At 54.7% G+C, this 21315-nt stretch carries 22 protein-coding genes, 1 tRNA gene and 1 pseudogene; 5 read left to right on the forward strand and 19 right to left on the reverse strand.

The genetic code is table 11. The features are described from left to right. Positions 1–51: 51 nt before the first annotated feature. The 6 genes and pseudogenes from E3E36_RS10145 to E3E36_RS10170 all read right to left on the reverse strand — a co-directional run bounded on the left by E3E36_RS10145 (position 52) and on the right by E3E36_RS10170 (position 3878). Complete coding sequence (locus E3E36_RS10145) at positions 52–777, reverse strand: tRNA-binding protein (protein WP_167895260.1); 726 nt, start codon at positions 775–777, stop codon at positions 52–54. 652 nt (positions 778–1429) lie between these two features. Continuing rightward, a pseudogene (locus tag E3E36_RS13355) lies at positions 1430–1675 on the reverse strand (tetratricopeptide repeat protein); the annotation flags it as partial. A 194-nt stretch (positions 1676–1869) separates the two neighbouring features. Next, the gene (locus E3E36_RS10155) at positions 1870–2196 is read right to left on the reverse strand and encodes a hypothetical protein (protein ID WP_167895261.1); all 327 of its coding nucleotides are present in this window, start codon (positions 2194–2196) and stop codon (positions 1870–1872) included. Position 2197: 1 nt separating this feature from the next. Continuing rightward, positions 2198–3181, reverse strand: coding sequence for a bifunctional oligoribonuclease/PAP phosphatase NrnA (locus E3E36_RS10160; protein ID WP_167895262.1), 984 nt, complete (start codon positions 3179–3181; stop codon positions 2198–2200). Then, entirely contained in the window at positions 3159–3491 is a 333-nt protein-coding gene (locus E3E36_RS10165; RefSeq protein ID WP_167895263.1) for a DUF3194 domain-containing protein, read from the reverse strand. The genes E3E36_RS10160 and E3E36_RS10165 overlap by 23 nt, the downstream gene beginning before the upstream one ends. A 33-nt stretch (positions 3492–3524) precedes the next feature. Then, on the reverse strand, positions 3525–3878 hold the full coding sequence (locus tag E3E36_RS10170; RefSeq protein ID WP_167895264.1) for a prefoldin subunit beta: 354 nt from the start codon (positions 3876–3878) through the stop codon (positions 3525–3527). 189 nt (positions 3879–4067) lie between these two features. Here E3E36_RS10170 and E3E36_RS10175 point away from each other — a divergent pair, with 189 nt between their 5' ends. Further along, the gene (locus tag E3E36_RS10175) at positions 4068–4817 is read left to right on the forward strand and encodes a hypothetical protein (protein ID WP_167895265.1); all 750 of its coding nucleotides are present in this window, start codon (positions 4068–4070) and stop codon (positions 4815–4817) included. After that, on the forward strand, positions 4804–6207 hold the full coding sequence (locus E3E36_RS10180; protein ID WP_167895266.1) for a hypothetical protein: 1404 nt from the start codon (positions 4804–4806) through the stop codon (positions 6205–6207). Before E3E36_RS10175 ends, E3E36_RS10180 begins: the two co-directional genes overlap by 14 nt. Here E3E36_RS10180 and pcc1 read toward each other — a convergent pair whose 3' ends face one another. The 10 genes from pcc1 to psmB form a co-directional block, all read right to left on the reverse strand. Then, positions 6208–6489, reverse strand: coding sequence for a KEOPS complex subunit Pcc1 (gene pcc1 / locus E3E36_RS10185; RefSeq protein WP_167895267.1), 282 nt, complete (start codon positions 6487–6489; stop codon positions 6208–6210). It lies immediately after the preceding gene. Further along, positions 6429–7073 (reverse strand): ribosomal biogenesis protein, encoded by a 645-nt coding sequence (locus E3E36_RS10190; RefSeq protein ID WP_167895409.1) that lies wholly within the window; start codon positions 7071–7073, stop codon positions 6429–6431. The genes pcc1 and E3E36_RS10190 overlap by 61 nt, the downstream gene beginning before the upstream one ends. Positions 7074–7126: 53 nt before the next feature. After that, entirely contained in the window at positions 7127–7276 is a 150-nt protein-coding gene (locus E3E36_RS10195; RefSeq protein WP_012571411.1) for a DNA-directed RNA polymerase subunit P, read from the reverse strand. 27 nt (positions 7277–7303) lie between these two features. Then, positions 7304–7564 (reverse strand): 50S ribosomal protein L37ae, encoded by a 261-nt coding sequence (locus E3E36_RS10200; protein ID WP_014788081.1) that lies wholly within the window; start codon positions 7562–7564, stop codon positions 7304–7306. A 255-nt stretch (positions 7565–7819) separates the two neighbouring features. Continuing rightward, positions 7820–7907: transfer RNA gene (locus E3E36_RS10205), tRNA-Leu, on the reverse strand. An 87-nt stretch (positions 7908–7994) separates the two neighbouring features. After that, the gene (gene rpiA / locus E3E36_RS10210) at positions 7995–8678 is read right to left on the reverse strand and encodes a ribose-5-phosphate isomerase RpiA (RefSeq protein ID WP_167895268.1); all 684 of its coding nucleotides are present in this window, start codon (positions 8676–8678) and stop codon (positions 7995–7997) included. A 4-nt stretch (positions 8679–8682) separates the two neighbouring features. Beyond that, positions 8683–9027 (reverse strand): hypothetical protein, encoded by a 345-nt coding sequence (locus E3E36_RS10215; RefSeq protein WP_167895269.1) that lies wholly within the window; start codon positions 9025–9027, stop codon positions 8683–8685. 54 nt (positions 9028–9081) lie between these two features. Then, positions 9082–10416, reverse strand: a complete 1335-nt coding sequence (locus E3E36_RS10220) for a pyridoxal-phosphate dependent enzyme (protein WP_167895410.1) — start codon at positions 10414–10416, stop codon at positions 9082–9084. 17 nt (positions 10417–10433) lie between these two features. Continuing rightward, positions 10434–12380, reverse strand: coding sequence for a beta-CASP ribonuclease aCPSF1 (locus E3E36_RS10225; protein WP_167895270.1), 1947 nt, complete (start codon positions 12378–12380; stop codon positions 10434–10436). 10 nt (positions 12381–12390) lie between these two features. Further along, the gene (gene psmB, locus E3E36_RS10230; RefSeq protein ID WP_167895271.1) at positions 12391–13002 is read right to left on the reverse strand and encodes an archaeal proteasome endopeptidase complex subunit beta; all 612 of its coding nucleotides are present in this window, start codon (positions 13000–13002) and stop codon (positions 12391–12393) included. A 118-nt stretch (positions 13003–13120) separates the two neighbouring features. Between psmB and E3E36_RS10235 the strand changes: the two genes are divergently transcribed. After that, complete coding sequence (locus tag E3E36_RS10235) at positions 13121–14287, forward strand: AAA family ATPase (protein WP_167895272.1); 1167 nt, start codon at positions 13121–13123, stop codon at positions 14285–14287. 105 nt (positions 14288–14392) lie between these two features. Here E3E36_RS10235 and gdhA read toward each other — a convergent pair whose 3' ends face one another. After that, on the reverse strand, positions 14393–15652 hold the full coding sequence (gene gdhA / locus E3E36_RS10240) for a glutamate dehydrogenase (protein WP_167895273.1): 1260 nt from the start codon (positions 15650–15652) through the stop codon (positions 14393–14395). Positions 15653–16261: 609 nt separating this feature from the next. Between gdhA and E3E36_RS10245 the strand changes: the two genes are divergently transcribed. Both E3E36_RS10245 and E3E36_RS10250 read left to right on the forward strand, forming a co-directional pair. Beyond that, positions 16262–17818, forward strand: coding sequence for a sodium-dependent transporter (locus E3E36_RS10245; RefSeq protein WP_167895274.1), 1557 nt, complete (start codon positions 16262–16264; stop codon positions 17816–17818). Positions 17819–17970: 152 nt separating this feature from the next. Then, the gene (locus E3E36_RS10250) at positions 17971–18705 is read left to right on the forward strand and encodes an alpha-glucosidase (RefSeq protein WP_167895275.1); all 735 of its coding nucleotides are present in this window, start codon (positions 17971–17973) and stop codon (positions 18703–18705) included. Between the two features lie 13 nt (positions 18706–18718). Here the strand turns inward: E3E36_RS10250 and E3E36_RS10255 are convergent, their stop codons facing one another. Next, positions 18719–19036, reverse strand: a complete 318-nt coding sequence (locus E3E36_RS10255; protein ID WP_167895411.1) for a P-II family nitrogen regulator — start codon at positions 19034–19036, stop codon at positions 18719–18721. 70 nt (positions 19037–19106) lie between these two features. After that, positions 19107–21158: a 1,4-alpha-glucan branching protein gene (locus E3E36_RS10260; protein WP_167895276.1), complete on the reverse strand. Its 2052-nt coding sequence runs from the start codon at positions 21156–21158 to the stop codon at positions 19107–19109. Positions 21159–21315 lie beyond the last annotated feature (157 nt).

The following is a 21315-nucleotide window of genomic DNA, read 5'->3' on the forward strand; positions in this document are numbered from 1 at the left end:
GAAGAGTAATCTAGTGAATTAGTGAATACATCGGAACAAAAATGCAAAAAATTACCCCTTCAAAAACGCCTCCACGAGGTTCCTCGTCTCGTTGAAGGCCTCAAGCGGAATCCCCTTAGGCAGGCCGCCTATTTCTCCCTTCACGTCCTTGAGGACGCCTTCTCCAGCACCGAGGAACATGCCCTCGCTGACTATTCCCCTGAAGTTAGCCGGCGGGAGCAGAGCAACGGCGACGCGGTTGCCCTCCTTTACCGCCAGGTCGTTGGTGACAACCGTTATCGCTCTGTCGCCGATGTTCACGTTCGTGACGAGTAGCCTGTCGGCGTTCGGGTGCTTGCCGACGCTCATCACTTCCCCGACCTTGATATCCACCGCGATGACCGGGTCGTTTATCTTCCCAAGGGCGAGCCTTCTGTCGAGTCCAAGTATCGTGTTCAGGAAGAAGCGGACTTTGGCGACTGCCTCCTCGACCTTTTCGCGCTCGCTCTTGTCTGCTAGGCTGAGGAACTTGTGGTGCCAGTCCTCGCCACCAAGGGCCTCGATTATACCGCTGGCCTTCTCCTTTAGTGCCTTCATCTGCGGTGTCTCAATCAGTTCCTTCGGGTCGACGTAGGTGTACCTCATCGCCTGTATCTCCGGAATCATCTCCTTCGCTAACTGCTGCGCTCCCTTCTTGTTCCACTTCCCCTTGAACTTCGCGTGCTCCACCGTCTTCAGGAACAGCTCCACGCTCTTCTCCGCCACCAGTAAGCGGTAATCCTTGCTCGTGTCCCACATACCTCTCACCCTCCAGTGCCTCCAAAACGCGGTTCTTAATGCTTTCGTCCTGTATCCCCTCAGCTATTGAGCGGGCTTTGGCTTTATCGCCCCAGCGGGCGTATGCTAAGGCGACCTCCCCGAGGAGCTCGGAGGAGAGCCTCTTGTCCCTGATGACCCCCGCAAGGATGAGCGGCTCTTCAAGGAAGCCTATGCGCAGGAAGCGCCTAGCTATCCTGCTTAGCTCGTTGTCAGTGGGCCGGAACTTGCCCACGAAGACTATTTCAAGTGCATCATCGAAGACCCTCCTTCCAAGCCTTGGCTGTTCGTGGAGGAAGAGCCAGTAGGCGAGTTCAAGCATTGTTATCGCCCTGCCCTCCAGCGGGAGGAAGCGCATGGTCTCGATGGCCAGTTCGACTTCCCCTTTTTCAAGGAGCTCCTCAACGGCAACCTTTCCCCTCTTGAGGACGTCCCTTATCAGCTCCATCCTCCTCTCAAGGTACTTCGCCTGGAGTTTGAAGAATATTGAGGAGTAGACATCCCTTGCCAGCTCGTAGAACTCCAGTGCAGTCTCGTTGGGTATATAGTCGGCGCTTCTCTCTATCAGACGGGCCACTTTTATCAGGGATGAGGTTGCAGCTGATGACAGTCCCCGGGAGGCCTGAAGCAGTTCAACGGCCTCACGGAACAGCTCAAGGGCGTCTCTGTATCTATCAGAGAGAACGAGGTTTCTCGCTATTCCTGCGAGGACCTCACCGCGTATTCTTGGGGAGTCTATGTTCTCCGCGAGGGTCAGGGCGTTCTCGAAGTAAGCCTCGGCATCACCGTCCCTGTCTAGGGTGTAGAGCGCCCTTCCCAGGATTGAATATGCCAGAGCTTTCTCCGGGGTTCCGCTCACGGATTCTAGTGCCTCAAGCATGTGGCTCAGAACTTCGTCCCTCGGGAAGGCCGTTAGGACTTCCGTCAGTGCCAGAAGCCGCTTTATTGGATCACCTATTCCCAGGGCGTTATTCAAGGCGTTTTTATAGTCCCCCTTTGATAGGTAAAGCTCTACGGCCTCCACGAGAACCACCAACCGCTAAGAATAGGTTGGGAAAGTAAAAAAGGCTATCGCTAACCCTTGACCTTTTTATCCCACTGCTCGAGCATCGTGTCGAGTGCCAAAAGGCTGTTGAGTCTGAGGCGAACCTTCCGGTTCTCCCAGTCTATGGACCCCTTGAATTCGTTGAGAAGGTCGAAGACCTTCTCGGCCTCTTTCACAGGAAGGTTCCTTCCATAGAACTCCTCACCGCAGTGGGGACACTTGAAAACGAAGCCTTCAAAAGTTTCCATGAACCTTTCGCGGTCTTTCATTATATCCTCCGCGTTATTGAGGGCGAGCATCTGCTCGATTAACTCCGCCCAGTCGAGGGCGCTGCCGCAGAGCGGGCACTTTGCCATCTCAATCAACCTCCCTCAAAAACCTCTCAATCTCCTTCAGGATTAGCTTTATAGCCTCGTCAAGGTTCTTTTTCCCGTTTGCGCCAGCGGCACCGGCGTGGCCGCCGCCCGAGCCCTCTATAACCGGCCCGGCCTTCTCCATTATCTTCCCTAGGTGGAGGCCCTTCTTAACGAGGCTCTCCTTGGCCCTCGCCGAAATCCGCACTCCCTTCTTCTCGCTTCCGACTATGGCTATGTCAGCCCCGAGGTTGAGGAACGTCTTGCAGGCCAGGGATTCGTAGGCCGAAACCTTCGAGACCGCTATGATGTACTTCCTGAACTTTCTAATCTCCAGCCTCTGGCAGGCCTTCAGAATGGCCATCCTCTTCGCCTGGTCTATGTTCTCGTCGCTGACCGGGGCGACGAGCTGGAAAATCTCACCCATCTGGAGCGGGAACAGTTCGAGCATCTCGGAGACTGCCTTAAACGTCTTTGCATTGGCGAAGCGGAAGTTCGCTGTATCAGTAACTATTCCAGCTAAGAGGGCCTTAACAGCAGTTTCATCGTAGAAACTGAGGTACTTGAACAGCTCCCACACAATTTCAGCTGTGGATGTTCTCGAGGAATCAACAACGGCTATGTCCGCCTTTATCGCGTTGTCCTTCTCGACATGGTGGTCAATGACGACCACGGACTTTCCTTTGGGAATTTCAATCGGTTCCAGCTGTTCAAGAGAGGATGTGTCAAAAATCACCACGACGTCCTCTTTAACGGCTGGATCCTTTTCAACGGGAACCGGAGAGAGCGTTAACAGCCTCTTGGCGTAGGAAGAAACGCTCTGGGCGACGCCTATTCTGACGTCCCCAACACCGAGTGATTTGAGGTAGAGCGCGAAGGCTATCGCCGAGCCGAGGGAATCCGGGTCTGCATTGTGGTGGCAGAGGAGGAGAAAGGACTTGCCCTTTGATCCCTGAAGGAAGCGCTTAAGCTTGAGCTTTCCCCTCATTGGCTATCTCCCTCAGCTTTCTCTCGACTGCCTCGTAGGCCTTCTCAACTGCCTCGTCGATGAGCTTCTCGACATCAACCTTCACGAAGATCGGAACCTCAAGGTAGACCTCGATTTCAAGGTCGAGGGTCTCCCCGCGGTTTATCCTCATGGTAACCTCTATGTCCTTGACGTCGCTCCTGTTGAGGGCATCAAAGACGTGCTCTATTATCGTCTCCTGGGCGAGCTCGCCAACCTCGATTATCTGCTCTTCACTCAGCTCCGGCAGTCCTATGTGGACGACCCTCTTTCCACTGCCCCCCTTGTCCATTTCAGCCCCCTCCGGGTAATGAAAGAGAAGAGGTCAGCCCGCGGTGGGCGGCCTGAGGGCGCTCTGGATCTGGGCGGTGAGCTCTTTGAGCTTCTCGTTGAGCTTCTTCTCCTGCCTCTCAAGGGCGCTGAGGCGAACCTCCAGCGTCTCGACCTTCTCCTTGAGCTCCTCGACTGCCTTGGCCTTGTCGGTCTTCACGATGAGCGTTCCGACGGTTTTGTATATGGTCGTCCCATCCTCGACCTTTTCAAGCTCCTCCAGGGCCTTTCTGGCCTCAGTCAGCTCAAGCTGAACCTTCTGCTTCTGCTGGATGACGAGCTGGAGCTGCCCCTGGTAGTTCTCAAGCTGTCCCAACATCGCCTGAACCTGCGGCGGAACATTCTGCATGACCAACACCTCCGTAATCGCAATGCCAGGTTAGAATAAGGGGGAGAGTTTAAGAAAGTTTGGGGCCGCTGGACACGCCCGTATTCTCGGCCTCCAGATGAGGAGAAAGGCTGGAGACACATAATGACACTAGTGTTCTAATCAGAACATTTTAATACTTCCTGTGCAAAGATTAAACGGTGACTCCTCGTGGAGGAGACAGATATTGACTTTCTAGTCGAGGAACTCCACAACATTGGGCTGTGGGTAATGAAGCTCCAGGAGAGCCTCGGCAATCTCGCTGACCACCTCATCGAGACAAAAAGGTTCGTGGCAGAGATACAGACCGAACAGAGGCAGATGGCCGCGAAGATGATAGACCTTGAGAGGCTGATATCCACGAGAACAGAGCTGATCGAAGAGAGGATCAGAGGTACAGAGTCCACCGTCGCCCGCGTCGAGGACAGCTTAAAGGCTTCGGGAGATTCGCTCCAGAGCCGTATTGATTCCCTGGAAGGCTCTCTTAAGGAGTCCCTTGAGGACATTAAAAGGCTCATGGACCACAATTTTGATGCCATCATGTCAAAGCTCCAGGAGATCGAGGGGAACATACAGAAGCTTGCGGACGCCGTGTCAGTGACAAAGTCACTGGCCACGTATATAAGATCCGACATACGGTCCCTCTCATACGAACTCAAGGAGGAGATAAAACGATCCGACGAGGCGGACTCAGAAAGGTACGGGCAAATGGTTGAGAGGATAGAGGAACTCCAGAGGTACGTTGACAGCGTTCTGACGGAACAGGAGAGAATACTCGATGCACACACAGAACGGCTCCTCACCCTTCAGGGAGAGGTCGCCCTCCTCCGGGAGGCCGTTCTGAAGAACTTTGGTGAAGTTTTTACCCGGCTCGGAATGCTCTCATACCCCAAAATTTTAACCGGTGATGAAAATGAGTGAAGCCGTTGATTTTAAGAGGCTTGAGGGCTATACAAAGTACTCTTCAGACGCAAGAAAAATAATGGACAAGGTACAGCGCGGAAAAGGGCTGTCGAAAGAAGAGCTCACGCTCGCAATAGTGTCGAACCTCCTTCTGGAGCACAGGGAAAGCCTCCAGAGGTACCGGGAATTCCTGGAAAGGGTCAACGATGTTGTAAACAGCTCCAAGAGCAACGAAGAAAAGCTGAGAGAAGCCATCGAAGCGGTGAATAGGCTGATATCCTCCCTCGAAAAGGACATAAGGATGTACTCCAACGTCCATGAAATGCTGAAAAAGATTTCCAGCGAACTCGGGCCGTCTATAGAGAGACTGAACGACGTGATATCCCTGCTCAGCGAGTCGGTAGGGATGCTGAAGGAGGAGAAGCAGAGGCTGGAGGAGAAGCGCACGGAGCTGGAGGAGAAAATTGCCCAGATTGAGGCGCTTAGGGAGCAGAAGATACAGCTTGAGAAGGAAGTGTCAGAACTTCAGGCAACCGTCGCATCCCTGGAGGAGAGGAAGACAAGCCTGGAAGGGCAGATACAGGAGATCGAGGAGCTGAAGGCCAGGCTAACTCAGAAGGAGGAACACCTGGCCTCTCTGGAGGAAGAAATAAGTTCCAAACTCACCTTCCTCACCGAGAAGATTGAGGAGCTCAACGAAAAGGAGAGGCAGGTTCTCGAAAAGGAACGGGAGCTGCTTGCGAAGGAAGAAGAGATATCAAGAAAGGAGGAGGAGCTGGCCCGCCTTGAGGCCCTGAAGGGCGAACTTGAAGAGCGCCAGAGAACCCTCGAAGAAAGGGAGAAGACCCTTGAGGCCCTTCTCGTCCAGGTTACAGAGAGCATCAGGCACGTTGAGGAATCCGAGGCAGAGCTCAGGGAAAAAGAGAAGATCCTCATGGAAAGGGTCGCGGAGCTTGAAAAGCGGGAAGAGAGGTTAAAGGCATGGAAGGAGGAGCTGGAAAGCTTTGAAAAGGGTCTGAAGGAAAAGGAAATGAGGATTGGGCTTATTGAGGAGGCGCTGGAGAAGGAAAAACAGGCACTAAACACCGAAAAATCCCGCCTTGCAGAGGAATACTCCCGTCTCGAAGAGGAGAAAAAAGAGGTATCCAAGAGGTTCCTTGAGCTGGCGAGTCAGGAGAGGTACCTATCGGCTCTCATCAGGGACTACACCGAAAAGCTGGGGGAGATCAAGAGGAAAGAGCTCGAACTGGCCAAGTGGGAAGAGGATCTTAAAAAACTGGATGAATACCTCAGATCCCGCGAGAAGGACCTCCTCAACCGCATAGAGGATCTCAAGAGAGAAAACCTCCAGCTCCGCAACGAGCTAGAAACGTGCCGCGAAAAGCTCAGGAGCCTCTCAGAGGAGTGACTAAACCTCCAGAGAGTCCATGGCCACCTTAATCCACCGAAGGTACGAGTTCAGGGTGCCTCTCAGAGCGGAGTTGTCGCTGGCCAGGAACCGCATGGTTATTTTTTTACCCTCTTTCAGGAAGTCTATCCTGCTTCTCCGATAGGGCACGCTCTCATGCTCGTAGAGGACACTCTCATAAACTATCCCGGCGGTTTTCTCATCGGGAAAAACGAGTTCGATCACTCCTTCGATTGGCCACTCCTGCTTCTCTTCAGCCCCAGGGCCTCTTTGTAGTCCCATCTCCTCCCGTCCTCCATGATCCATATTTTGACGCTTATAAGCGGGCCGACCGTTCTTTCCTTTGTGACATCGAGGCGGTAGAAGTTGACGGCCATACCGCGCGGGTGCCTCTCGATGACGCCGAGAACGTCGGTGTTGTACCTGTCGGCTATCCCCAGGAGGGAGCGCTCCCGTCTGGGCACGAACTTTCCGCCGGTGAGCTCGGCGAAGGCCTGGGCAAAGGCAACATGGTCTATCCCGACACGCTTGGCCGTGGTGACTATAAACGGCATCTCCTCGCGTATGGGCCTTATGTCCCTGAAGCCTATCTCGCGCTGGAGCTTTATGCCGTGTAGGTAAAGGTAGCCGAGGTAGCCCCAGTCGTCGGGGTCAACCTTGATGAAGGTCATCTTGAGCGGGTTGCCCTTCCAGACGTTGATTATGAGCAGCCTTTCGTAGTTCCTGTCGTAGGCCTCCATGAGAAGGTCTTGGATGGTCTTCTTCCCCCTGGTCAGGTAGAGGGAGTTGGGGAACACCTTCTCCAGGTCGTGTCCGAAGCTCCTTGTCCTCCTGGTCGGCCTGTGGGAAGTCGTTATCAGCATCATAGCCCTCACTCAAAACCCGCTTTGGACGATAAAAGGCTTTCGAAACGAAAGAATCAGATCGCCTTAACGCGCCTGGCCACTCTCGGCCTGGGCTTGTAGAGTATCTTGCTGCCGCAGTAGGGGCAGCGAACCTCTCTGGTGTTCTCGAGGTCGAGCTCGACCTCCTTTCCGCATTTCGCACAGCGGTAAACGGCCATCACCATAGCTATCACCCGAATAGAAGGAAGGGATCAGGCCTTAGAGGCCGTGACGCGCTTGGCAACTTTTCCTGCCGGAGTGGTCGGCAGGTAGGCACCGCCGGCGAATGTGGCGCCGCACTTCTGGCACTGCCATATACCGGTACTTATCCTCCGGACCGCCTTCCTTCCACATACCGGGCAGACGTGCTTCTGCTTCATCTTGGCCTCAACGGCCGCGACCCTTCTCCTTATCTTGAGACCGTACCTGGGACCGAACCTTCCAGCGGAACCGACCTTGGTAGTCCTTCCCATGAGCATCACCCCTAATTATCAACGATTTTCTCGACTGGAGAGTGTTCCCGGAGACGTTTTATAAACCTTTGCATAACTCCGGACATCGGGCGGGCTCTTTCCTAATAAACCTTTCGGGGATGTCCCTGGCAATGAACGGGGATTCCCAGATGGCACCGGCCAGACCAGTGATAATAGCTAAATAATCACAAGAAAAAGCACCTCCGACGAACCACAGAACGGAACTGCCCAAATGTTGCCCTGAAAATTGCATGATGGTGCGGGGGCGGGGATTTGAACCCCGGAACCCCTGCGGGAGTGGATCTTGAGTCCACCGCCTTTGACCAGGCTCGGCAACCCCCGCTCGCGAGGGTTCGAGAATAATGACCCCAAACTCGCTTATAAATTTAACTCAGAAAGTCCCAAAAAGAACAGGAACAGCGAACGGGGATTAGCGCTCCATCCTTTTGACGCCTTCTCTAGTTCCCACGAGCACGATGTCGGCTATGTCGGCGAAAATGCCGTTCTCAACGACACCCGGGATGTTGTTCAGCTCTATCTCAAGGTCGAGGGGGTCGTCTATCCTGTAAAAACGTGCGTCCAGAATGAAGTTCCCATTGTCCGTGACGACTGGTCCATCCTTCCTGCTGGCCATTCTCAGCTCCGCCGTCGCGTTGAACACCTCAAGCTCCTCGGCTATGGCACGCCATGCGGCCGGGATGACCTCGATCGGGACGGGCACTCTCTGACCCAGCCTTTCGACAAGCTTGCTCTCGTCCACGAGGACGAGGAAGGTGCCGGCGCGGTACTCTATTATCTTCTCCATCGTGAGGGCAGCGCCGCGGCCCTTTATGAGGTTGAGGTGGGGGTCAACCTCGTCGGCCCCATCAACGGCTACGTCTATTGCGTCAACCTCATCCAGGCCGAGGACGGGGACACCGTTCTCAAGGGCAAGAAGCCTCGCCTGGTACGAGGTGGGGATGCCGTAGACGTCCTCAAGCTCCCCCTCCATGATGAGCTTGCCCAGGTACTCAATAAAGTAGGCAGTGGTGGAGCCTGTGCCGAGGCCGACGACCATGTCGTCCTCTATGAACTTGAGGGCCTCACGTGCAACTGCCTTTTTTAGCTCCTCCATAGGCTCACCCCGCCACCGTGCCGTTGTGGGTAAGCTGATAAAGGAGGCTCTGGTTCGAGTAGAACTGGGGCTGGAAGTTCGTGAGCACAGTGTAGCTCAGCATCGTGAAGTACAGCCAGAACAGGAACCATCCGAAGAACGCCTTTCTGAGTATGAGGCGCTCCTCTTCGATGTCGGGCGGAAGCTCCTTTATTATCGCCATGACCACCTTGTCCACAACAAGAAATAGGGCCAAGCCTACCACCCAGCCGTACTGAAACCTAGCCGCAGCCGCACCGCTGATGAGCCCGGTGATTAGTCCCCACATGTATACTGAGAGCGAAAACTTATGCTCGATAGCAAGCTTCACGTTCTTCACCTACGGTTAGCTTTTAAAGGAGCTTTTAAAATCTTTTCCGTCCCATCATTCCGAGAGCGTCTCAAGGAACCTCCTGCCCTTCTCTGTCAGGGTGTAGTAAACCCTCCTTCCCCGCCTGTACGCCTCCCGTATCAGGCCGAGGCTCTCAAGCTCGCGGAGATGCTGATACACCGCCTGATACTTAAGCGGCTTCCTGAGAGACTCCCACACCTCGTAGCCGTACATGGTTCTCTCGCCCAAGAGGCGGAGTATTTCCAGCTTCGTCCCCCCGATGGCAAACTTCTCCCTGGTCTCGGCGTAGTGCCCCTTGAGGCCAGAGCTAGTTACGATTAGGGCTATCCTGTCGTCCTTCTCGAAGTAGCCTTCCTCGGCCAGCTTGAGCAGGGCCGGAACTATCACCGCCGAAGCATACTCCGCGAATATGCCCTCCCTGGCAAGAAGCTTCTCACCGAGGTCGAGCTCGTCCTCACCGACAAGGACTGCAGTCCCGCCGCTCTCGTGTATCGCCTCAAGGGCAAGCTCCTTCATGACAGGGTTCTTAACGTAGAGGGCCAGGGCCTTCGTGGGCTCGGCCTTCGGTTCTGTCCCGAGAACCTCGCTCGCTATCGGGGAGCACTTCTCAGCCTGAACGGCGATGAGCTTTGGCATCTCCTCCAAGAGCCCGAGCTCCCTGAGCTCAGTAAAGCCCTTGTAGATGCTGTACAGGTTGCTTCCACTCCCCGTGGGAACCACGACGTGGGTCGGCTTCAGCTCCTCCCAGAGCTCGAAGGCGAGCGTCTTCTGTCCCTCAAGACCTATCAGGTTGCTCTCCGGGGTGACGTTGTACAGCCCCCTCCCCTCGGCGAGGCCCTCGGCATAGCTTATCCCTTCGTCGACGCTCTCGCCGTAGCGTAGAACCTTGGCCCCGAAGGCGACTACCTGGTTGAGCTTCCCGGACTCTATCATCTTCGGTACTACCGTGTAGGCCTTCCTCCCGGCTCTGGCAGCATAAGCGGCGAGGGAAGCTGCCGCATTGCCGTTGCTCGCAACCACAAAACCGTTTTGAGCGTAAGGAAGTCCGTAGGAGACCGCCACAGTGATGAGCCTGTCCCTGAATGAGCCCGTCGGATTCCTCGTCTCGTCCTTGATGAAGACTTTGAGACCGAGCTCTTCACCGAGCTTGGCCCTGAGAAGGGGCGTCCCCCCCTCGTGGAGGGTTGTTACCTCGGGGACGTTCGGGAGGAGCTCCCTATACCTCCAAACGCCGGGTTTTCTTTTCTCCCACGCTGAAACTTCAACGGAGTCGTAATCGTAGGTTATCCTAAGCGGCTCCCCGCAGGAGCACCTGGGGGGAATAAAGGAGGAGTAGAGCCTGCCACAGGAGGGGCAGCGAACCTCCATTCCCATCACTCCAGGGTTCACTTGAGCCTTATGGCGTCGAGGTTGTTCGGGGCGCGCGTTGAGATGCCGAACTTCTTGTGGATGCTGGTGCTCAGATCAAGGCACTTGTGGGGCTCCCCGTGGACGGTTATCACCCTCTCAGGCCTCGGCCTCAGCCTGGCTATGTAGCTGATGAGCTCCCTCCTGTCCGCGTGGCCGGAGAAGCCGTCTATGGTGTGAACATCCATGTTGACCTTGACGACCTCGGTCTTTCCGCCCTCTCCAACCAGCGGTATCTCGCGCAGGCCCCTCTGCACCTGCCTTCCGAGGGTTCCCTCTGCCTGGTAGCTGACGAATATTATGCTGTTCTTTGGATCGGGGGCGAGCTGCTTGAAGTACTCGACGCTCGGTCCGCCGACAAGCATGCCCGAGGTCGCTATGATTATCGCAGGTTCGCCGGAGTCTATGATGTCCTGCCTCTCCCTGCTGTTGGCGACCGGTTTGAATATCGGGTTGAGGAACGGGTTGTAGCCCTCGTGGAATATCTGCTCGCGGAGGTGCCTGCTGAGGTACTCCGGATAGGCAGTGTGTATGGCGGTGGCCTCCCATATCATTCCGTCGAGGTATATCGGAACCTCTATACCCCCAACGCGAGCATACTCTTCAAGAACCATCATTATCTCCTGTGCCCTGCCGACGGCCATGGCCGGGATGAGAACCTTACCCTTCCTCCGTATCGTCTGGTGGATGACCTCTATGAGCCTCTTCTCCGCCTCCTCACGCGGCATCTGGTAGTCGTTGCCCGCACCGTATGTGGACTCCATGACAAGGGTTTCAAGCCTCGGGAACCTGCTCACAGCCGGCTCGAAGAGCCTCGTCGGGATGAACTTAAAGTCTCCGGTTACGGCTATGTTGTGCAGTCCATTTCCAATGTGGAGGTGGACTATCGACGAACCGAGGATGTGGCCCGCGTTGTGGAGGGTGAGCCTCATATCAGGGGCTATATCGCGAACCTCACCGTAGTCGAGGGTTATGGTGTGCTTGATGACTTCCTTTATGTCCCTTGGTCTGTAGAGCGGCTCAACACCGTTCATCTGCTGGATCTCTATGAAGTCCTGCTGGAGGAGCACCATGAGATCCCTCGTCGGCGGCGTCGTGTATATCGGCCCGTCAAAGAGCTTGTAGCGGAAGAGGTAGGGGAGCATTCCGCTGTGGTCAAGGTGGGCGTGGGTTATGATGATTGCGTCGAGTAATCCAGCATCGAGCACGTAGCGGAACTCGGGGGCGTCAAAGTGCGGGAAGGCCTTCTTGGGGTCGCGCAGAGCGGCTATGTTCACGCCGAAGTCCACCAAAACGTAGCTCTCGTTTGTCTGAACCAGAAGGGCGCTCCTTCCGACTTCCCTAAAGCCCCCTAGGCCGGTAATCCTTATCCACTCGCTCTTGAGTTCCGGCTTGCGGTAGATGTTCCTGCCGACCTGCCTGAGGAACTTCCTCCTGTCTTTGGCTTCCGCCTGGAGTATCTGTCTTATCGAGTAAATCGTCTGGCTCTGGAGGGGAGGAGTTCTTATGACCCTAGGGGCCCAGTGAACCTTCTGGGTTATGAGCCTCAGGGTTTCCCCGTTCTTACCGATGACAAGACCCGGCTTTCTGGCCTCTATGAGAACCTCACCGACGGAGGGGTCAAAGCTTATGTTGGTTATTTCAGCCTCAGGAGGGACGAGCTGTTTAATCATCTCCTCTGCCCTCTCCGGAGGGAGAAGAACCTCCGGGTCGGGGCGGACGCTGATGCGCTTTTTTAGAACCTTGGCGAGGTTCTTGATGAGTTCACCGTCCCTCATTATTGCCTCTGGGTTCTTGACGTATATCACCAGCTCTGGTCCCTCGAACTCCACCTCTGTTATCCTGGCCTCCCTGGGAACCATCTGGCTTATTACTGCCTTTATATCACGCAGAATGTCATCAACAAATGTCTCTCTCCTTATCAAAGTCACCACCTCACTTTAGAAGAGCCTCTATCTCCTCCTTGCTCAACTCCCTGTAACCGTCTTTTGTCACGGTAACGAGGGTTATTCCATCACCAGTGAAAACATCACGCCTCGTGGCTATCTTTATCGCCCTGAGGGCAAGCCTGACACCCTCTTCAAGCTCTATGTCTTCGCTATACCCATCCTCAAGAACCGCGAAGGCAAACTCCATTCCCGAGCCTGCGGCGGTGAACCTGTCCTCGGTAACACCGCCGGACATGTCTATCGAGTACAGCCCGGGCTTCTTATCATAGCCCGCTATGAGAAACCACCCAAAGTAGGGCATAAACCTGTTGCCGTGAAGGATGTTAGAAGTCAGCGTAGCAAAGGCCCTGACGCTCATCTCCCTGCCAACCTTGGCCCTGTAAAGCCTGGCCTCTGCCCTCAGGAGCCTCACTAGCGAGAGTATGTCGCCGACGCTCCCTGCACCTGCCAGGGCAAGGTGGTCGTCTATCTGGAACACTTTGGTAACTTCCTTTGAAAGCACCATGTTGCCGAGCGATGCCCTCCTGTCCGCCGCTAGGACCACGCCGTCTTTACATACAATGCCGACCGTAGTCGTTCCCTTTAGCTGTTCAGCCAACTACAACACCCCTGGAATTTGGTTTTTTTAGAATAGAAGAACCCTACACCCGCAGTTTAGGGGAATAGTATTTAAAGGTTTCGTCCAGAATGAGGTCTGGATCAAGCGGGGTGGTATAATGAAGAAAGAGGTAATACTCCTCACGGGGCCGCCGCTCAACGGCAGGGACGAATACATAACTGAGGCATTGAATCTCGCCGGCGGGGAGAGCTATGCCTACTACCACGTTTTTGACTACATCAGGGAAGTCGGCAAGGAGAGGGGCGTTAAAATAACCCGAAAGAACGTCCTCGACTTCGCAATAAACCACCAGGATCTTATGAACGAGATACGCGATGAGGCCTTTGAACGGATAAGAAAGGAGATAGACGGGAGCGATAAAAGGTATCACCTCGTCTCAACCCCCAGTTTGTTCCGGTGGGGGAGTGGGAGCGTCATAGGGTTCACCCTCAGCAACCTCAAGCTTATCCAGCCCAACAGGGTGATAATAGTCCTTGACGATGTCCTCTCTGTCAGGAGAAGGATAATCAACGACCCCGAGTGGTTCGAGCGCTTTGGGAAGAATCCCGAGAACATAAGGCTGACCACCCTAGTCATGTGGCGTGAGGATGCCATCAACCACGTGAAAACTCTCGTCCACGAGCTGAAGAAGGATGGCTTTGAGGTTCGCTACGTTCTCCAGTTCGGCATAAGGCATCCCCCTGAAGTTTTCCTTGACCTGCTGTTCCATGAGGACGAGAAGCCCCTCGTCTATCTCAGCTACCCAATGACGGGCCACGAGGAGGAGTACTACCACAGGGTCAGAGACTTCTACAACAAGCTCACAGGGCACTTCACCGTCCTCGACCCCGGCGCTCTGGACGACTGGTGGGTGGTTGCCGAGTACGACGCCCAAGTCAATGCCAACCCATCAATAAAGCGCATCAGGATAAAGCACCTGCTGGACGGCGAGGAGGTTGAGGAGCTCGACAGGGAAGACATAGAGCAGGCGACGGACATACTGAGGAGGCAGCTCGTCGAGAGGGACTTTAACCTCGTTGATGTGAGCAAGGCCATAGCGGTTTATCACTACGCGGAAGGCGTCTCGGCTGGTGTAATCAGTGAGATGGCAGAAGCTTACAGAACTTTAGCGGCCATATACCTCTACTACCCATTCGAAAGGCGCCCAAGCCCGTTCATGGAGTTCTACGGCATGCAGAATCCCTCACGCAGGACGATGTTCAAGGATGAAGACGAGATGATAAAGGCCATGGTCGAGGAGAAGGACTACTGGGCTAAGGTCTGACCGGGACGTTCATTCTTTAATAATATATTAATTTTTTATATAACCCTCAGGACGCGCCGACATGAATTAAGCGGAACAGAAACGAATTAGAAAAAGGGGAAGAAATCACTTCTTCACCCATCCGCGCCACTTCATGGCGTCGTAGACCCTCTGGACGGCAACGACGTAGGCGGCGTCACGCATGTTGATGTTCTTGTCCTTGTGGGTGTTGTAGACGTCCCAGAAGGCCTTGGTCATCTTCTTGTCGAGCTTGGCCCTGGTGGTCTCGGTGTCCCAGTAGTCGCCGGTTATGTTCTGGACCCACTCGAAGTAGCTGACGGTAACACCACCGGCGTTACAGAGGAAGTCCGGTATGACGAGGACGCCCTTCTCGTAGAGTATCTCGTCGGCCTCCGGGGTGGTCGGGCCGTTGGCGAGCTCGGCGACGATCTTGGCCTTGACATTGTCGGCGTTGTCCTTGGTGATGACACCCTCAATGGCGCTCGGGGCGAGGACGTCGACCTCAAGCTCGAGAAGCTCCTCGTTGGTGATGTTGGTGGCTCCCGGGAAGTCCTTAACGCTGCCGTTCTTCTTCTTCCACTCGAGGACCTCGTCGGCGTTGAGGCCGTCCGGGTTGTAGATGCCGCCCTTGCTGTCGCTGACGGCGACGACCTTCATACCGTACTCCTCGCTCATGATCTTGGCCATGTAGTAGCCGGCGTTACCGTAACCCTGGATGGCGATGGTCTTGCCCTTGAGGTCCATGTCGAGGGCCTTCGCAGCCTCGCGAACGGTGTAGCTGGCACCCCTGGCGGTGGCGTCCATCCTGGCGACGATACCGCCGACTCCGGGCGGCTTGCCGGTGATGATGCCGAAGCTCGGGACCTTCCTCCTGCTGATGGCCTCGTACTCGTCCATCATCCAGGCCATGATCTGCGGGTTGGTGTAAACGTCAGGAGCCGGAATGTCGGTGTACGGGCTGATGACGTCGTAGATGGCCCTTATGTAGTTCCTGGCGAGCCTCTCCTTCTCCCTCTCGGAGAGCTCCTTCGGGTTGACGATGATACCACCCTTACCTCCACCATAGGGGAGGTCAACGACGGCGACCTTCCAGGTCATCCAGGTGGCGAGGGCCTTAACGGTGCTGAGGGTCTCGGCCGGGTGCCACCTTATACCACCCTTGGTCGGACCGCGGGCCCAGTTGTGCTGAACACGGAAACCGGTGAAAACCTTAACAGAACCGTCGTCCATCTCGAGCGGAACGCTGACCTCAACGATCCTCATGGGCTTCTTGAGCCACTCGAGAGCCTCTTCGCTTATGTCCATAAACTGGGCAGCCCTCTCAAGCTGCTGAACGGCCATCTCAAACGGGTCAATCTCGACCATTTTTCCCACCTCGGGTTTCGGTAATTTGCGAGATACCCTTAGGCATTTGCATATATAAACCTTTCGCCAAAGAAGCCCGGAGAACGCCGTGTTTTAAACAAAAAGTTATATACGGAAATTTTCGGCGAAAAGAAAAAATCTGCCGAAATTTTAAGACAAAACCAGGGTTGTACATCCAAGATTTTCAATACATTGATGTCCATAAACATGCACCGCTGTATCCGGAAATATCAGGGAGGGTCTGGGTGCCGCCCTCAGCGAGAAGTCGGTCATCATCCCATCAGCTCACTCTCGTTGCAATCATCGGGCGTTCCCACTTTGCCCCTCCACCAGTTAAATCTTTCTTCATTTTTTCGCCCCTTTGTTTGTCATTATGATTTATTATCTAGTTATTAATTGTCAATATGTTCCCACAACGCTTACGTTAGCCTGACGTACTGAAAAAATGACGAGAAAGAAGGAACCCAACTTTTAAGTTCGAGTAAATCGTCTTTTGTCGAAAAAAAGCTATTAGAAAGCTTTTTATAGAATGCATTTCCTTATACCTAATGCCCCACAGCCATACACGGGGCGGTAGAGCCCATACATTTAAGAACGGGGGTGAATATTGTGGAACAGAGGGATCAATGGGCAACTAAAATTGGTTTGATTTTAGCGATGGCAGGCAACGCAGTCGGACTTGGAAACTTCGTCAGGTTCCCGACTCAGGTTGCTGGCAACGGCGGCGGAGCGTTCATGGTTCCGTACTTCATAGCGCTGTTCTTCCTCGGCATACCGGTGATGTGGATTGAATGGGTTGCGGGTCGCTACGGTGGCAAATATGGCCACGGTACCCTCGGTCCCACCTACTACCTGATGGCCAGAGAGAGCCTGAAACCCAGGAGCGCCCTGTGGATGGGCGTCATAAGCGGTATGCTGGCGTTTTCCCTGACGGTGCTCCTCAACAGCTACTACCTGCACCTCATAGGCTGGTCCGCCGCGTACTCCTGGTTCAGCATAACCGGGGCCTACTTCGGCCAGAACACCGGTGAGTTCTTCGGGAACTACCTGAACAACCACGCCCAGGTTATGCTCTTCTGGGGCATAACTGTCATCCTGCTGGCAATAGCGGTTGGCCAGGGTGTAAGCAAGGGTATCGAGAGATGGGTCAAGATAATGATGCCGCTGCTCTACGTCTTCGCAATAATCATGGTTCTTTACATATTCATTAACAGAACCCCAATAGACCCCAACTGGAGCACAATCCAGGGATTTGAGTTCATATGGAGCCCCAACTGGACGTACCTTAAGGAGCACTTTGCGGCGGTCATGCTCGCCGCCACGGGACAGATATTCTTCACCCTGTCCCTTGGTATGGGTATCATCCAGAACTACGCGAGCTACCTCGGCCCCGATGACGACGTCGCCCTCTCGGGCATAGCAACAGTCTCCCTCAACGAGTTTGCAGAAGTGGTCCTTGGAGGTTCAATCGCCGTTCCCCTCGCCGTCGCCTACGCCCCCAGGATCGTGCCGCAGGACGTTCTCGGGCAGGGACGCGACGCTGTGCTTTCGTACATATCTCAGAACTTCGGACTCGGGTTCTCCTACACCAGCCTGCCCAATGCGTTCGTGAGCATGGGAAGCGCAGGAAAGTTCTTCGGAGCACTCTGGTTCCTGCTGCTCTGGTTTGCAGGATTCACCTCCGCCATAGCCATGTACAACTACCTCACCGCGCTCCTTGAGGAGGATCTCGGCATAAACAGGAAAGTCGGCACCTGGGTAGTGTTCCTGATATACCTCCTTGCAGGACTGCCCGTCATATACATCAGCGGATACCTTGACCAGGTTGATTCGTGGGTCAGCTTCCAGCTGACACTGCTGGCACTCTTCGACATAATAGTTGCAGTGTACCTGTTCAAGCCGGACAACTTCTGGGACGAACTCCACAAGGGTGCCTACATGACGGTTCCCGGATGGTACAAGCCAATAACAATGTACATAGCCCCAATACTCCTGCTCATACCGCTCGTCGGCATGGCAAAGGCCTTCGCAACAACCGCCCTCGGAACCCCGGCAAAGCTCGCAATAGTGTTCTTCATGCTCGTGGGTGCAGTGGAGAGCTACTACTCGATCAAGAAGAAGTACAAGGAAGAGCTAGAGAAGAACGAAATCATCATAAGGGCATGAGGTGGTGAAGATGGGAAGCTGGGCAATCTACATGCTACTGGCATGGCTTGTGATATTTGCCATGATGTTCTGGAGCATCGGAAAGCTCCTGAAGGCTGAGAAGGAAGGGGTTTAAATACCCCCACCACTCAATCTTTTTTGGAGGTGTCCCCGTGAAGAGCCCAGGAATTCTTCTGGATACCGCAGAGGTTGTGGAAACTACAGTGCCACGCGTTGAGGACCTCACAGTCCTCAGTGACAAGGAAAAGGAGAAGGTGAAGAGGCTCCTTATGGAGGCGGCCAAAAACTTCAAGGAGCTGTCAGAAAACGTCAAAAACGACAACGTCCAGCTTGCCGAGTTCTTCTACAAGAGGGCCAAAGAGCTGAAGAACAGCACCAGCGACAAGGGTATAGAGAAGATAGGGAAAAAGGCCTACATGAACCTCGTCAAGAAGATGAACCTCTATTCCAAGTCGGGGATATACGACTTTGACCCGGACATGCTGAAATCCCTGAAGAAGGCCTACCGCACGTACCTGTTCGGCATGACCGCGTTTTTTGTGCTTGTTGGTGTTTACATGAGCACGGTAATGGCCATTACGGCCCTTATCCTCGCAATACCCATAATCCTGTCCATGCTCTCCCTCCAGAGAAGGGGTTACATGGGACTTCTGCTGGCGTTTTCAGCCGCTCCCGTCCCCATAATACAGGGTGTTATGGGGGCGAGTTACGGAATCAGGGCCCTAAACGATCCCGCGGTCATAGAACAGATAGCCAGAGAGATGGGCAAAAGCATATCCTTCGTCCAGGGGTACCTTGGGTTCATGGTCGTACTGAGCGTGGTCGAGCTGTACCTCATCATCAGGGGATTGTACCTGCTCTACAAGCACAGGCACGCGTTCCTGTGAAAAAAGAAAGCCCTCAGTAGAGGGCTTCGTTCCCCCTTTCCCCCGTTCTTATCCGCACAGCATCCTCAACGGGAATTATGAAAATCTTCCCGTCACCCGGCGTCCCGCTGCGGGCGTTCTTTACTATGGTATCCACGACCTTTTCCACGTCCTTGTCCTTGACGACTATCTCAAGCTTCATCTTTGGCAGCAGGTCGTAGGGAGGCACACCTCCCTGAACACCGCGGCCCTGGACGGGATAGGCAGTCAGCGGGATTATCCCTATCTGCTTCAACGCGTTCTTAACGCGGTCGAAGTCATTCCCCCTAATAATCGCCTCGATCTTCTTCATGGACATCACGGCGTAATATTGGTCAAAGTTAAGAAAAGGGTTTCGAAAATTAAATAAAAACGCGGAACGCTCACTGAATCTGCTCAACGAACTTCCTCAGCCTCTTCAGAGAGATGCGGGTTCTTCTGGCAAGCTCTTCAAGGTCCGCGTTCTTCAGGTCGGTGACGGTGTAAACCCCCGCCCTCCTCAGCCTCGCGAGGGTCTTCGGCCCGATGCCCTTTATGGCCAGGAGGTCGCTTCCGGCTCTGGCCCCCGTTGTCTTTCCGGATTTTATCGGTTTCTCATTCCTGCTTTTCTCAGGAGTCCCCCCAATTCTGGGCTTTCTCCCGGGTCTTCCTGCTCCCCTCGAAGTTCTCATCGGCCCCGGCTCACCCTTGATAGCAACTTCCTTGACAATCTCGGTGGCGTAGGCCCTCTCGGGCATCTCCTCCCTGGGCCTCTCCAATTCCCCCTCTTCCCCGCTGGGCTTCTCGGACGGCACCTCTGGCGGTTCGACGTACTCCTCAAGCTCGGGCGGGTTTTCGCTCACGTAGTAGGCCGCGATAACCGGTCTAAACACATTGTCCCTATCCTCCAGCTCTCCGAGCAACTCGATGTTGAACTCACCGGTTTTGATGTACTTCACCAGCTCGTTTGCCAGCCTGTGGAAGTCCCTGCTGTGGACTAAAATCCTCCTCTTCCCGTACTCCTTAGCCTGGCCCGTCGTTATGAGGAACCCCCAGTCGCTCGCCTCCAGTATCAGAAGCTCCCTCGCGAGCTGTTCAATGGCTCTGTCCGCTAGTGCATCCCGGCCGTAGTAGCGGCTCGCTATAGCGACCATCCTGTCCTCGGCGCGGTAAACGTGCCCCCACATCCACTCCGTTTCCTCGTTCCACCAGGTCGAGTGGTCTGAGTTTGCCCCCCAGGAACCTTCGGGAAGCTCTATCTCGTGCCTCTCTCCGGAGTAACCCTCGAGAAACCTTGAGAGGGTTGTTGTCTCTATCCCCCTTAGAGACATCAGCTCCAGAACCCTTCCGAGCCACTTAATCCCTTCGAACCACCAGTGGCCGAAGAGCTCCGTGTCGTAGGGCGAGACGATTATTCCCTTCTCACCTGTCCTCTCCTCGAACTCCCACAGGAGTTTCTCCACCAGGCTCACGAAGTGCCGCGCATGCTCCTCAACGCGCTCCATCGCTTTATCGGGGTCGTAGAACTCCTTGTCGCCGAGCTCAACGTCCTTTCCCGTTATCCTCCAGTATTGCCCCCCGCTCTCCGGGGCCTTCCTGTGGAACTCCCGGTACCAGAAGTCGCCGGGGTAGCCGTGGCGGGCACTCCAGACCTGGTGGCCGGTCTCGCGGTTGCGGGCGAAAACTGCAACCTTCGAACCCCTTATCCAGTAGGGCCTGAGCGTGCTCTTTTCGCCCACGTAAACATCAATCCCGCCGTACTCCTTCGTTACCGGACCCTCATCAACCAGCCTGCTCTCGACAAAGAAGTACTCGATGCCGAACTCCTCTAGGAACTTCTCAATACCCGTCCGCCTGATTTTCTTCCCGCCGGGAAGCTCCCAGTCTCCAGAGGGTCTGTAGGCGCACTCCGGGAGCCATATCCCTCTCGGCCTTTTCCCAAAGTGCTTCTCGTAGGTCGCTATTCCGTTCGCTATCTGGGCCCTTATAGCCTCGTCCCTGCCGAGGAGGGGCAGGTATCCGTGCGTTGCCGCGGAGGTTATTATCTCTATGTAGCCCCTATCCTGAAACTCGCGGAACTTGCCAATGATGTCGCCGTTTATCGCCCTCCAGTAGTCGTAGACACTCCTGAAATGGTCGAGGCTCGCCCTGACTGCTTCCTCGTCGTACTTCCCCGAGAGGAGGTCTTCCTCAGTCTTCGCTATCTTCCTCTTCAGGTATTTCTCAAACTCGCTCTTTATGTATTCATCGACAAGCTGCTCGGCCAGAACCGGAGTGATGTTCATCACGAGCTGGAACCTGACGCCAGCAGCGGCCAAACGCTCGAACTCCATCAGAAGTGGCAGGTACGTCTCGCTCATCGCTTCGTAGAGCCATTCTTCGCCGAAGGGCCATTTGCCGTGTTTCCTGACGTAGGGGAGGTGAGTGTGCAGGACAAAGGTGAAGTAGCCTTTCATTGTATATCACCGGGGGTGTTATGGTGCTTGGGGTATTTAACCTTAGTGAGTCCATATGTGGTCTTATGTCTTCATATGTGCATTGAAGCGAGCCGGTGCTATTGCCGTTGTGCTCCTTGAGCCCTGCTGTCGGTTCTGTCCTCGGGCCTTGGAACCT

This window comes from Thermococcus sp. M36, from assembly GCF_012027355.1.
In the GTDB taxonomy this organism is placed as follows: domain Archaea; phylum Methanobacteriota_B; class Thermococci; order Thermococcales; family Thermococcaceae; genus Thermococcus.